General features: G+C 70.8%; 10 protein-coding genes. 6 read left to right on the forward strand and 4 right to left on the reverse strand.

Annotated elements, in window-relative coordinates:
- Positions 1–252 precede the first annotated feature (252 nt).
- A complete protein-coding gene (gene pepN / locus RF646_RS05295; RefSeq protein ID WP_368835393.1) occupies positions 253–2,841 on the forward strand; it encodes an aminopeptidase N in 2,589 nt (862 codons plus the stop codon).
- 146 nt (positions 2,842–2,987) lie between these two features.
- Positions 2,988–3,380, forward strand: a complete 393-nt coding sequence (locus RF646_RS05300; RefSeq protein ID WP_035962646.1) for a globin — start codon at positions 2,988–2,990, stop codon at positions 3,378–3,380.
- A gap of 61 nt (positions 3,381–3,441) precedes the next feature.
- On the opposite strand, the gene RF646_RS05305 is transcribed toward RF646_RS05300, so the two are convergent.
- Positions 3,442–4,152 (reverse strand): hypothetical protein, encoded by a 711-nt coding sequence (locus RF646_RS05305; RefSeq protein WP_368835394.1) that lies wholly within the window; start codon positions 4,150–4,152, stop codon positions 3,442–3,444.
- Positions 4,149–4,616, reverse strand: coding sequence for an acyl-CoA thioesterase (locus RF646_RS05310; protein WP_368835395.1), 468 nt, complete (start codon positions 4,614–4,616; stop codon positions 4,149–4,151). The genes RF646_RS05305 and RF646_RS05310 overlap by 4 nt, the downstream gene beginning before the upstream one ends.
- A 43-nt stretch (positions 4,617–4,659) precedes the next feature.
- Between RF646_RS05310 and RF646_RS05315 the strand changes: the two genes are divergently transcribed.
- Complete coding sequence (locus RF646_RS05315) at positions 4,660–5,550, forward strand: acyl-CoA thioesterase (protein WP_368835396.1); 891 nt, start codon at positions 4,660–4,662, stop codon at positions 5,548–5,550.
- 9 nt (positions 5,551–5,559) lie between these two features.
- Here RF646_RS05315 and RF646_RS05320 read toward each other — a convergent pair whose 3' ends face one another.
- Positions 5,560–6,816: an MFS transporter gene (locus RF646_RS05320; RefSeq protein WP_368835397.1), complete on the reverse strand. Its 1,257-nt coding sequence runs from the start codon at positions 6,814–6,816 to the stop codon at positions 5,560–5,562.
- Positions 6,813–7,583, reverse strand: coding sequence for a siderophore-interacting protein (locus RF646_RS05325; protein ID WP_206069198.1), 771 nt, complete (start codon positions 7,581–7,583; stop codon positions 6,813–6,815). The genes RF646_RS05320 and RF646_RS05325 overlap by 4 nt, the downstream gene beginning before the upstream one ends.
- A gap of 203 nt (positions 7,584–7,786) precedes the next feature.
- Here RF646_RS05325 and RF646_RS05330 point away from each other — a divergent pair, with 203 nt between their 5' ends.
- Genes RF646_RS05330 through RF646_RS05340 form a run of 3 tightly spaced genes read left to right on the forward strand, consistent with a single transcriptional unit; the run spans position 7,787 to position 13,220 of the window.
- Positions 7,787–9,349, forward strand: coding sequence for an aspartate aminotransferase family protein (locus RF646_RS05330; protein ID WP_368835398.1), 1,563 nt, complete (start codon positions 7,787–7,789; stop codon positions 9,347–9,349).
- On the forward strand, positions 9,346–11,397 hold the full coding sequence (locus RF646_RS05335) for a GNAT family N-acetyltransferase (protein WP_368835399.1): 2,052 nt from the start codon (positions 9,346–9,348) through the stop codon (positions 11,395–11,397). The genes RF646_RS05330 and RF646_RS05335 overlap by 4 nt, the downstream gene beginning before the upstream one ends.
- The gene (locus RF646_RS05340) at positions 11,394–13,220 is read left to right on the forward strand and encodes an IucA/IucC family siderophore biosynthesis protein (protein WP_368835400.1); all 1,827 of its coding nucleotides are present in this window, start codon (positions 11,394–11,396) and stop codon (positions 13,218–13,220) included. Before RF646_RS05335 ends, RF646_RS05340 begins: the two co-directional genes overlap by 4 nt.
- Positions 13,221–13,235 lie beyond the last annotated feature (15 nt).

A 13,235-nucleotide genomic window follows, 5' to 3' on the forward strand; every position in this document is an offset into this window, starting at 1 on the left:
ACGTCTGCTCCGCGACGGGGAAAGGGTCGCCTCTACCTTAGCCGCCGATCCCACCGGCGCGGGCGCTCCCCCGGCTCGCGCCCGGGCAACGATCGGACCGGCGGAGGGGCCGTGCCGTCGCGGTATGCGTGCGAGGAAGAACGCGGGCCCGAGTCGGCGGCGTGGGGCCCGCGGCGGGACTTGCGACGGCTGCCATAATGGCAAGATGCCCCGCGCGGGCATCGAATTGTCGTCGAGGAGAGGAACGCCGCTGTGCCCGGAACGAACCTGACCCGAGCGGAGGCCGCCGAGCGCGCGCGGATCATCTCGGTCGAGTCCTACCACGTGGATCTGGACCTCACGGGGGACCCCGAGACCTTCCGGGCGCGCACCACGGTGACGTTCGATGCCGAAGCGGGAGCGCACACGTTCATCGACGCGATCACCGCGTCCGTGGATTCCGTGACCCTCAACGGCACCTTCCTGGACCCCGCGAAGGTCAGCGACGGCGAGCGCATCGACCTGCCCGATCTCGCCGAGCACAACGAGCTCGTGGTGGACTCCCGGATGTACTACATGAACACGGGTGAGGGCCTGCACCGGTTCGTGGATCCCGTGGACGAGCAGGTTTACCTCTACACCCAGTTCGAGGTCGCGGACACCCGCCGGATGTTCCCAGTGTTCGAACAGCCCGATCTCAAGGCCACGTTCCAGTTTGCGGTCACCGCACCCGCCGACTGGGACGTGGTGTCCAACCAGCCCACCCCGGAACCCTTCCCACTGGCGGACGGCGTGGCCCGGTGGGAGTTCTCCCCCACCCCCGTGATCTCGTGCTACATCACCGCGTTGATCGCGGGCCCCTACGTCAAGACCACGGACAGCCTGGTCTCCTCGGACGGACGCACCATCGAGCTGGGCCTGTTCGCGCGCCGCTCCCTGTTCGAGTACGTGGACGCCGAGGAGATGTTCGAGGTCACCAAGCAGGGCTTCGAGTTCTTCGAGTCCCAGTTCGGGGTGTCCTACCCCTTCGAGAAGTACGACCAGCTCTTCGTGCCGCAGTTCAACGCCGGCGCCATGGAGAACGCGGGCGCGGTGACCTTCGTGGAGTCCTACGTCTTCCGCTCCAAGCCGGCGCAGGCCCGCGTGGAGCGCCGCGCGATCACCGTGCTGCACGAGCTCGCGCACATGTGGTTCGGGGACCTCGTGACCATGCGCTGGTGGAACGACCTGTGGCTCAACGAGTCCTTCGCCGAGTACATGTCCACGCTCGCGTGCGCGCAGAACACCCGGTACACCAACGCGTGGACCACGTTCGCGGCCGGGGAGAAGTCCTGGGGCTACGAACAGGACCAGCTGCCCACCACCCACCCCATCAAGGCCGAGATCCCGGACCTCGAGGCGGTGCTCGTGAACTTCGACGGCATCACCTACGCCAAGGGTGCCTCGGTGCTCAAGCAGCTCGTGGCCTGGGTGGGCCAGGAGGAGTTCATGGCGGGGCTCAACCGCTACTTCGGCAAGCACGCGTGGTCCAACACGGAGCTCTCGGACCTCATGGTCGAGCTCGAGGCGGCCAGCGGTCGCGACCTGACCGACTGGTCCGCGCGCTGGCTCGAGACCGCGGGCGTGAACACCCTGGTGCCGCAGGTCGAGGCCGATGACGATGGCGTCATCACATCCTTCCGGATCGAGCAGCTGGGTCAGGACGGCCATCCCACCCTGCGGCCCCACCGCGTGGCCGTGGGCTTCTACGACCACCGTGAGGACACCGGACTGCTGAGCCGCACGTTCCGCGTGGAGCTGGACGTGGACGGCGAGTTCACCGATGTCCCGCAGCTCGTGGGTCGCGAACTCCCGGACCTGGTGCTGCTCAACGACGACGACCTCGCCTACGCCAAGATCCGCCTGGACGAGTGCTCCCTGGCCACGGCCACCACCCACCTCGGAGACTTCGAGGAGTCGTTGCCCCGCTCGCTCGTGTGGGCCGCGGCGTGGGACTCCGTGCACGACGGCGTGAGCCCGGCGCGCGACTACGTGGACCTCGTGCTCTCCAACGTGGGCCACGAGACCGACTCCACGGCCGTGCAGGTGCAGCTGCGCCAGCTGGACGTGGCCCTGGACCGCTACCTCGCCCCCGAGCACGCGGACAAGGTCCGGGCTCGGGCCGCGGACACCCTGTGGGATCTCACGGCCGCCGCGGAGGCGGGCTCCGACCACCAGTGGCAGTTCTTCCGGGCCTTCCTGCGCCGGGCGTGCACCGAGGCGCATTTCGATCGCATCGAGGGTTTCTTCGACGGGGGCGTCCCCGAGGGGATCGAACTGGACACGGACACCCGCTGGGCCGTGCTGATCGCGCTCGTCGCGGCCGGCCGCAAGGGCGCCGAGGACGTCGACCGTGCGCTGGCCGAGGACAACACCGAGACCGGTGCGATCGCCGCGGCCACCGCGCGCGCCGCGATCCCCACCCCGGAGGCCAAGGCCGAGGCGTGGCGGCTCGTCGTGACCGAGGGCGCGCTGCCCAACTCCCAGCAGCAAGCGGCCATCGCCGGGTTCTTCCGCGTGCACGACGACGCCCTAGTCACCCCGTACTCCTCTCGCTACTTCGACGCCGTCACGGGTGTGTGGACCGAGCGTACGCACGAACTCGCGCAGCAGATCGCCGTGGGACTGTTCCCCCGCGCCGTCGGCCAGGACACGGTCGACGCCGCCCAGGCGTTCCTCGACCGGCTGGACCCGGCCCTGTCCGGGTTGCGGCGGATCGTGTTGGAACGCCAGGACGCCGCGCGCCGCGCAGTGCGCGCCCAGGCCGTGGACGCCGCTGCGGTGCAGGACACCACGGCCCACACCCCGGAGGCCGACCGATGAGTGGGACGCAGGACTCTTCCCAGCCACTCGACCCGCAGGCCGCTGCTCCGGCGGGGCGGCGCACCTTCACGCTGGGTGCGGTGGGTTCCCGGTCGGCCGCCGGCTCGGTGACCCAGCCCCCGCAACAGGTGGGGGACGCGCGGGGCGTGGCCGAAGCGGCGTCGTCGGACTCGTTCTACGCCCAGGTGGGCGGGCACGAGACGTTCGCCAAGCTCACCCGGGAGTTCTACGCGCGCGTGGCGCAGGATCCCGATTTCAAGGCGCTGTACCCCGAGGAGGACCTGGGACCCGCGGAGGAGCGGCTGCGGATGTTCCTGGAGCAGTACTGGGGCGGACCCACCACGTACTCCGAGCAGCGCGGGCACCCCAGACTGCGGATGCGCCACGCCCCGTTCCCCGTGGACACGTGGGCGCGCGAGACGTGGCTGACGCACATGCGCGCGGCCATGGACACCCTGGAGCTGTCCCCGCTGCACGACGGCATCATGTGGGACTACTTCGACCGCGCCGCCCACGCGATGGTCAACCGCCCCGGCTGAGGCGTTCTCCTCGCGTGCCGGGGCCCGGTCCCGGCACCGCCTTACCGGGTGCGGCCGGGTCTCAGCGGGAGACCTTGACGAGCACGTGACCCGCACCCGTGCTCAGGCGCACCCACTGGCCCGAGGCCTCGGCCGCGACGTGCACGTCCGATTCGGACGCCGGGATGAACCCCAGGACGTCCAGGGCGAACGCGGCGCCGTCGGGGATCTCCGGGCCCTCCAGGGGACCCCAACCGGACCCGGCACCCCACACCCGCGCGCGGACCTTCTGGACCACGGCGGCGCCGGAGTCGGTGGGCACGGAATCGGACACGGTCCGGATACCGCGGTGCGCCACGTCGCGAACGCGGTGGGCGGGCACGGACCCCAGGGAGCGCCACCCCGTACGGGGGGCCACGATCCCCGCCCAGGAGGCCGAGACCTCTTGCGGCGGGGCGCTGATCCACACCGGGGCGTCGTCGTCGGACCCGCGAGCGCCCGTCTCGCGCGCGAGCCGGTCCGTGATGGCGGCCGCGGCCACGGTGACGTCCAGGTCGCAGGACTGCGCGAGCCCCATGGTGCGCAGCCCCAGCACCACGGGGGCGGTATCCAGCAGGCCCGCGGGGTGGATCACGGAGACCCACGCGGCGAGCACGCGGTCCAGGCCCTGCAGCCGCACCGCGGCCTGGGGGTCCACGGAACGGGCGCGGCTCACGTAGGTGGCCAGGTCAGCGGCGTCCTGGCGGTCGAGCAGGGTGAAGCCCGCGACGCCGGGCTCTCGGGGGGCGCTCACTGCGCGTGGGAATACTCGACGTCGTCCTCCAGGGAACCCAGCAGGGCGCGGTGGTCCTCGGAGAGCTTCACGCTGCGGCCGGTCCCCGGGTCCATCACCACGATCACGGATTCGCCCTCCGCGTACACGTGGGAGCCGTCCTCCTCCTGCAGCCGGTAGGAGATGGTGAACGAAGACCCCCCGATGCGCGAGATCCACGTGCGCACGAACACCGGATCCATGCGGAAGAACAGCTGCTCTTTGTAGTCCACGCTCTGGTGGACCACCACGGTGCGGTTCTTGCCCACCGATTCGCGGAAGGTCGTGTCCTCGGGGATGCCGTGCTGGGCGTCCGCCTTGATGGGGGACGCCGTGAGCCGCACACGGGCGTCCTCGAAGTAGCGCAGCATGGTCACGTTGTTGATGTGGCCGTACTGGTCCTGGTCGAAGAACCGCATCTGGACGGGAACGTTGAGGGAAGTCATGGCTCTATCAGATCACACCCGATGCCCGGTTTAGAGTGGTGCCATGACAGTCGACCCGTTGCAGGACCCCGTGGAAGCCCTCATCCAGATGCTCCAACTCGCGGACGGAGGGGGGGCCCGCACCACGGAAGACATTTTCGTGGGCAACACCATCACCTCGCCGCGAGCGCGGGTGTACGGGGGGCAGGTCCTGGCGCAAGCGGCCATGGCGGCCATGCGCACCGTCAAGCCGGACCGGCACATCCACTCCCTGCACGCCTACTTCCTGCGTGGCGGTGACATCGAGGTCCCCATCACGTTCGGGGTGGAACGGGTCCGCGACGGTCGCTCGTTCTCCGCCCGGCGGATCCACGCCTACCAGCACGGGAAGACCATCCTGTCCGTGATCGCGTCCTTCCAGGATCCCGCCGAGGGGTTGGAGCACCAGGAGCCCATGCCCGAGAACGTGCCCGATCCGGAGTCGCTGCCCGCGCTGCGCGAGACGCTCGGGGCACTGGACATCCCCGAGGCCCGCGCGACCGCGTTCGAGCGGCCCTTCGACATGCGCTACGTGACCGAGCCGTTGTTCCTGCCGTGGAAGGGTGCGCAGGATGCGTACAACGCGGTGTGGATCAAGGCGCTGGCCCCCTTGCCGGACGACCCGAACATCCACCGGGCGGCCCTGGCCTACGTCTCCGACTACACGATGATGGAGCCCATCCTGCGCCGCCACGGTAAGTCCTGGGTGGAACCGGGGATGAACGTGGCGTCCCTGGACCACGCGATGTGGTGGCACCGCTATGCCCGCGCGGACGAGTGGATCCTCTACACCCAGACCTCCCCCAACGCATCCTCGGCCCGGGGTCTGGCCATCGGCAAGATGTTCACGCGGGACGGCACGATGATCGCCACCACGGTGCAGGAGGGCATGATGCGCCTGCCCGAGTTCCACTGAGCGGGGCCCTCACGGGCGGCGTGCCAGTAGCGGGTGCGACCGGCACACGATCACGCCCGCCACGGACACCGCGAGTCCGAACACGAGTGACGCGCCGTAGCCGGCCATGCCGGCCAGGAACAGGGCCGCCCACGCACCGACGCTCCCGCCGAGCATGCCGATGGAGCTCAGGAGCGTGAAGTCGGCGCCGGCGCACCCGGGACGCGCAAGGTCCAGGTTCACCGCGTAGATGCCCGTGTTCATCACGGTGTAGCCCGCGAGCACGCCGCACGCTCCCACCACGCCCAGCGGCACCTGCAGCCACTGGTCCACGCCCGCACCGGGCCACACGACGGGTGCCAGACACACCCCACCGAGCAATTGGATCCCGGCGCCGAGCAACAGCGTGACGCCGCGCCCGCGCCGTCGGCACAACCGGCCGCCCAGGAGTGCCGCGGCCAGGGCGGGCGCCGCCGCGATCATGGAGGTGACCGCGCCGATGAAGGCCAGCGACCACCCCGCATCCACGAGTGCCGGGGTCACGAGGGACCACACGGCTGCGGAGCCGAACGTCACCAGGGGGACACCACCGAGCGCCCAGGCCTTGGCCCCCGGTACGGCCAGCATGCCGAACATCCCGGAGAGCCCGCGGGGTTGCGCATTCGACGCCGCGCGCTCCGGTTCCCGGTGCCGCAGCACGGGGACCATCGCGGCCGCGGTGCACAGTGCGAGCGCGATCACCGCGGCCCGCCATCCCCAGGCGTCGTAGATCAGCAAGGCCAATCCGCCGCCGATCACGGTCCCGATGTAGCTCGCCCCCACCTGGACCCCCGCACCGAGATCGTGCTGGGAGCGATCGAGACCCCTTACGGACAGCGCGTCCGCCGCGATGTCCTGCGTCGCGGAGAAGAGCACGAACGCCGCGGCCAGGATCACGAGGACCCTCAGACCGTCCTGCGGGTCGGCGAACACGGCCATGGCCAGCAGGGCGAGCACCATGAGGGGTTGCAGCACGAGCAACCACGACCTGTAGTGCCCGCGCGCCCGGCCCGGCGCCCACCGATCGATCAGGGGTGCCCACAGGAACTTCACGGGCCACACGAGGGCGAGTAGCTGCAGGGCGCCCAGGGTCCCCAGGTCCGTGCCGCCGTCGCGCAGGATGCCCACCAGGCCGGTGGACAGGAACGCCGCCCCGATGAACTGCGTGGTGTATAGCGCCCACAGCAGCCCCCAGAACCCACGGTTCGTGCGGATCCCCGCGGGCGCGGACAGGGTCATGGTGCTCATACGTTCCTCCAGTAGGCGGTGGCGTCGATGTGTGTGCGGGGCACGCCGTAGCGGGTGCGCAGGGCCGAGGTCAGCAGGCGGTTCTGCTGCGCCTCCACAGCGATCCAGTACCGGTCCCCCGGTGCGGGCGGATGCGTCTCCCAGTGCGCGAGCACGGCCGCGGCCACGTCCTCCCCCGCGCCGATGTGGTGCACCGTGTGCACCTGGTGGCGCTTCGCTGCGGCCAGGGGCAGGTCAGCGTCGCGCGGGTCGCGGTACTCGAACCACACCTCGACGTCGTGGGTTCCCAACAGCGGGAGCATGGAGTTCAGGGCGGGCAAGCTCGCGGGGTCGCCCACGAGCACCGTGCGTCCCGGGAAATCGGCATCGAGCCCCGGAGCGGGTTCGGACCCGTGACCACGGCGCGGTGTCCTGCGCGGCGGCCAGGGCGGGGTGCTGCCGAGCAGCGACGCCCGGATGGTGTCGCCGGGTGCGCACGTGCGAGCCCAGTCGGAGGAGGCGCCGTCGTGCAGGGCGAACTCCATGTCGAAGACGCCCTCGTCCGGGCGTGGGTCGACCACCGTGAACGCCCGCTGGTGGTCCTTGCCGCGGGACGTGAACCACAACCGCAACCACATGGTCGGGAACGGCGTGTGGCGCGCGAGGAACCCCTCGTGCCGCACGGTGATGCGCGTGTAGGTGGGGCCGACGTCGCGGCGACTCACCACTGTGAGCACGGTCTCGGAAGCCCCGAGGGCTCGGACGGCCAGACGTTCCCAGTGGGGCACGGGCGTTCTCCTCGTTCGGCGGGCGGGTCACGGAACACCAGCCCGGAAAGAACCGGCAGGTCGCGAGGCAGTTCTGCGTGTTCCGGGGTGGATCGGGCGGTACACAATTGCTGAATCTTAGGTTAGCCTAACCTATCAGTAATTAGTTACCACCGTGTAGCTTATTGCATCCGAGTGCCCCCGAACGAAAGCCGAACCGTTCCGTGAGTTCATCCCTGCTCCACGCGGACACCGTCACGGACCTCATGCGCGATGTCACCGCAGCCGCGGCCACCGGTGCGGCGCGCCTGGCCGGCGCGCGACAACCCCACGAACCCGCGAGCCACGACGAGATCGACCGGGCACTGTCGCGGATCGACCTGGACACCCCGCTGCACGACTTCGGCGCCGCGGTGGACGAGCTCGACCGTACGTGGTTGCGCCACGCGGTGTGGTTCCATCACCCCCGGACGCTCGCGCACCTCAATTGCCCGGTGGCAGTGCCCGCGGTCGCCGCGGAGACCCTGGCCGCCACCGTCAACGTCTCGATGGACACGTGGGACCAGTCCAAGGCGGCGACCGTGATGGAACGTTCGCTGCTGACGTGGACGGCGCGGCGTATCGGCTTCCCCGCCGCCGCGGACGGCATGTTCACCCCGGGCGGGACGACCTCCAACCTGCAGGCGCTCATGCTCGCCCGCGACGAATGCCTCGAACGCTCCGCGCGCACCCCGCACGCGGCCCCGCGGCCGGTGCGAGCGGCGTCGTTGCGCATCCTCGCGAGCGCGGAGAGCCACTTCTCGGTCAGCACGGCCGCCCGGATCCTGGGACTCGACGACGACTGCGTGGTCCCGGTCCCGGTCGACGCCGCGGGGGCACTGTCCGTGCCGACGCTGCGTCGAGTGCTGGCGGACCTCGCGACCCAGTCGCTGACCCCCATGGCCGTGGTGGCCACCGCGGGCACCACGGACCGCGGCGCGATCGACCCGCTCGAGGACGTCGCGCAGGTGTGTGCGCAGCACGGGGTCTGGTTCCACGTGGACGCGGCCTACGGTGGCGCGCTGCTGGTCTCCCCCACGCGCCGCGACCGGCTCGCCGGGATCGACCGCGCTGACTCCGTAACCGTGGACTTCCACAAGGCGTGGTTCCAGCCCATCGGGTGCTCCGCCGTGATCGTGCGGGACGGCCACACGCTGCGCCACTGCGCGCATCACGCCGCGTACCTCAACCCGGCGGACACCCCCGAACCCAATCAGGTGGACCGCTCCCTGCAGACCACACGCCGCTTCGAGGCGCTCAAGCTGTGGGTCACGCTGCGCACGATGGGCCCGGACGCGATCGGCGCGATGTTCGACGCCGTCATCGACCTCGCGGCGCGTGTGGCCCACGAGCTGCGCTCGGACCCGCGCTTCGAACTCGTGTGCGACCCGTCCCTGAGCACCGTGCTGTTCCGCTGGACGCCTCCGGATGCGGGGAACGACGACGCCGCGGGGGCCCCGCTTGCCGCGCACACCTCTTCCGCCGCACACGCCTCCTCCACCACGGGGAACGGCCCGGACGCGGTCGATGAGACCGCGGACCGCTGGGTGCGCCCGATCCGCCGCGCGGTGTGGGACACCGGCCGCGCCACCGTGGCGGAGACCGAGGTGGCCGGGCGTCCCTGCCTGAAATTCACCCTGCTCAACCCGCAGACGACCCTCGACGACGTCCGGGAGGTCCTGGACCTCATCCACGAGACCGCCCTGTCCCTCACCGCCCACGATCGCACCGGAAAGGCCCGCGCATGACCCCCCGCACGACCGCATCCCACCCCGACCGTCGGCACGGAACCGAACCGGCACACGACGACTCCAGGCCCGCGGACCAGGGATCGACGCCGTCGGACGCCGCGTCGACTCCCACTGACGCCCCGGGCACCGTTCAGCGTGGCACCCCGGACGACCCCCTGGACCTGCTGTGCGTGGGGGTGGGCCCGTTCGGACTCGGACTCGCATGCCTCACCGACCCTCTGCCGGACGTCCGCGCAGCCTTCCTGGACGCGGCCCCCGGTTTCAACTGGCATCCCGGGTTGCTGTTCGACGACGCCACGCTGCAGGTCCCGTTCCTCGCGGACCTCGTGACCATGGCGGATCCCACCTCGCGGTTCTCGTTCCTGCAGTGGCTCAAGGAGACCGGCGAGCTGTACCCGTTCTACGTCCGTGAGTCCTTCTTCCCGCTGCGGCGGGACTACAACGCCTACTGCCGGTGGGCCGCGCAGCGAGTCCGCGGGGTGTACTGGGGACACCGGGTCACCCAGGTCACCCGCCCGACGGGTGAGGGTCCGTGGCGCGTCACGGCCCGGGCCCGCGGCGTCGAGCACTCGTGGTGGGCGCGCCACCTGGTCGTGGGCACGGGGACGGTCCCCCGCACGCCGGGCGAACTGTCCGGCGTCCCGGACACCACGGTGCACGCAAGTGAGTACCTGTCCCGCCGGGAGACCCTGGTGAGTGAGGAGCACGTGACCGTGATCGGCTCGGGGCAGTCGGCCGCGGAGGTGTTCCTGGACCTGCTGCACACCCCGGGCGGGCCGGCCGTGGACTGGTTCACCCGTTCACCACGGTTCTACCCCATGGAGTACTCCAAGCTCAGCCTCGAACTGACGTCGCCCGACTACCTCGACCACTTCCGGTCCCTCCCGGAGGCCGAGCGGGACCGGCTCAACGCGTCCCAACCCCAGTTGCACCGCGGCATCTCGGACGCGACGATCGACGCGATCCACGAGGCCCTGTACGTGCGCCGCAACGACCCGGACGCCCCGCCCGTGCGCCTCGTCGCGGCCACCGAACTCGTGGACGCGTGGCACGAGGCCGGGCGCACCGTCCTGCGCTGGCGCAATTCGGAGAACCACCACGTGCGCGAGACCGTGACCGATGCCGTCGTCGCGGCCACGGGCTACCGGTCCGCGGCCCCGGACTGGCTCGCACCGGTCCGGGACCAGCTCTCGCTCGACGCCTCAGGGCGGCTCAGCCCCGACCGGTACCACCGGGCCAGCCCGGACGGGACCGTGCACGTACTCAACCACGGCGAGCACACGCATGCGCTCACGGCACCCGACCTGGGGATGGGACCGCTGCGCAACGCGCACGTGCTCGCGCACGTCACGGGCCGCACACCGTACATCACCGAGGACCACACGACGTTCCAGAGTTTCGGTCACGTCCCCCAGCGTCATGTCGCCCCCGCCGTGGGGCCCGACGGCGCGTTCGAGACCCGCGCTCTCGGGCGCGCGTTCACGCTGCGGCCGGTGGACCCGGACGGGGACGCGGCGCTGTTGCACGCGTGGTTGAGTTCCCCGCGTGCGCACGCGTGGGGACTCGTGGGCGCGGACGAGCAGACGATTTCCCGGGAGTACCACAGGATGACCGCGGCGGACGCAGAGGACGCCTGGATCGTCAGCGAACACGACCGCCCGCTCGCGCTGCTCGAGACGTACGACCCCGCCCGCAGCCCCCTGGCCGCGGTGTGGCCGGTCCGCGACGGCGACGCCGGTCTGCACCTGTTCGTGGCACCCACGTCCCGTCCGGTTCCGGGGACCACGCGAGCCGTGATGGCGGCGGCGCTGAACCTGCTGTGGTCGGACCCCGCGGTGCAGCGCGTTATCGTGGAACCCGACGTCCGCAACGAGCGGATCCGCGCAATCAACCGCTGGGCCGGGTTCCGTGAGGTGGGCGAGTGCCACCTGGCGGAGAAGACCGCGTCCGTGAGCGTCGTCGTCCGCGGGGACGGACCGCAGGACCACGTACGGACCGCGGACACGGAAGCCTCCGTGGCCGAGCGCGCGGGGGTGACCCGATGAGCGCCGTCGTCGAAACCCGCATCCCCGATGAACAGCGGGACGTCGCCCCGACGCCCGAGCCCCGGCTGGACCGCCGGGCCGCACGGCGACTGCAGCGGGACGTGCTCGCCAAGATGTTCTCCGAGTTCAGTCACGAACGGTTGCTGCATCCCGCCCCGCACGGCGACGGTTGGACCGTGGCCGACGCCGCCGGGCGCCCGAGTTGGTACTTCGAGGCCACCCGGCACCCGCTCGAGCACTGGGAGGTGGACCCCGCTTCGGTGCGGCGCATCATCCCCGGGGACGCCGGCGAGGAACCGGACGCCCAGCAGGCCGTGCTGGACCTCAAGGACGTCCTGGGACTCACCGACGAAATGCTCCCGCTGTACCTTGAGGACCTGTCCGCAACCATGTACTCGATGGCGCGTCGTCGTGCCGTACCCGCACCGACCGCCGCGGAACTGGCGACCGCGGACCTCGCCGAAGTGGAACGTTTCCTGGACCGGGGACACCCCGGATTCGTCGCGAGCTCGGGCCGGGTGGGCATGGGTGCGTCCGAACAGACGTCATGGGCTCCCGAGGCGGCATACCCCGCCCGGTTGACGTGGCTCGCCGCGCGCCGCAGTCTGTGCATCGTGTCCCTGGGGCAGCACGTGAACGAACATGACCATGAGGACCGGCACCTCACCGCCGGTGAGCGCGACCGTTTCCGCGCGGCGGTGACCGAGGCCGGCGAGGACCCGGACGAGTACACGTTCCTCCCGGTGCACCCGTGGCAGTGGGAGCATCGCATCCTGCCCGGGATGCTCCCGGACGTGCTGCGGCGCCACCTGATCCTGGTGGGCCGTAGTGAGCACGAGTGGCGCGCACAACAGTCCGTGCGCACGTTCCTGGACGTGAGCGACCCGGCGCGGGATTACGCCAAGACCGCGCTCGGGGTGCACAGCATGGGGTTCCTGCGCGGGCTCTCCCCCGCCTACATGCGCACGATGCCCGCCGTGAGTGACTGGCTGCACGGGATCACCCGGGAGGATCCGTTCCTGCGCTCACGCGGGATCCGGGTGCTGCGCGAGCACGCCGCGGTGGGTTACACCGGGGATGCCCACCACCGCAGCGGTGTGGCCTCCGACCACACCAAACAGTTGGCTGCGCTGTGGCGTGAGTCCCCGGTGCCGATGCTCGAGCCCGGGGAGCACGCCGCCAGCCTGGCCGGGGTGTTGCACCGGGACTGCGCCGGGCGGCCCCTCACGGAAGCGTGGATCGAGCGCTCGGGAGTCACCGCGAGGGACTGGGTGCGCGCCCTGCTCGACGTGTACCTGGTCCCGGTCGCGCACCTCTTGCTGTCCCAGGACATCGCGCTCATGCCCCACAGCGAAAACGTGATCCTGCGCCTGCGCGACGGGTTCCCGGTCGGTGCGTTCTGGAAGGACATCGGGGAGGAAATCGCGGTGCTCAGCGACCGGCCCCTGCCCGAGGGGATCGAACGCATCCGTTCCGTGGTGGAGCCGGAGCAGCGGGAGCTGTCCATCCACACGGACGTGGTCGACGGCGTCCTGCGGCACCTCGCGGTGCTCCTGCACACCTCCGGTGTGCTCCCCGAACAGGAGTTCTGGGCGCTCGGGGCCAAGGTCCTGGACGAGCACCGCGAGCGCTTCCCCGAACACTGGCGCGAGCTGGACCTGTTCCGGGAGACCTTCGCCCACTCGTGCCTGAACCGGCTGCAACTGCGCAACCCGCAGCGCATGGTGGATCTGGCCGACCAGTCGGCGTCCCTGACCTACGCCGGTCGGTTGACCAATCCACTGGCCGCGTTCCGCTCCCCTGATGCGGGCCCCGCGTCGTGAGCGCACGGTGTCCCG

The organism is Kocuria sp. CPCC 205261 (assembly GCF_040981025.1).
GTDB classification, from domain to species: Bacteria; Actinomycetota; Actinomycetes; order Actinomycetales; family Micrococcaceae; genus Kocuria; species Kocuria marina.

Excerpts from the sequence above, each read along its gene's own strand:
- RF646_RS05310 (WP_368835395.1), bottom strand. The coding sequence starts at position 4,616 with ATGACTTCCCTCAACGTTCCCGTCCAGATGCGGTTCTTCGACCAGGAC.
- RF646_RS05315 (WP_368835396.1), top strand. The coding sequence starts at position 4,660 with ATGACAGTCGACCCGTTGCAGGACCCCGTGGAAGCCCTCATCCAGATG.
- RF646_RS05320 (WP_368835397.1), bottom strand. The coding sequence starts at position 6,816 with ATGAGCACCATGACCCTGTCCGCGCCCGCGGGGATCCGCACGAACCGT.
- RF646_RS05335 (WP_368835399.1), top strand. The coding sequence starts at position 9,346 with ATGACCCCCCGCACGACCGCATCCCACCCCGACCGTCGGCACGGAACC.
- RF646_RS05340 (WP_368835400.1), top strand. The coding sequence starts at position 11,394 with ATGAGCGCCGTCGTCGAAACCCGCATCCCCGATGAACAGCGGGACGTC.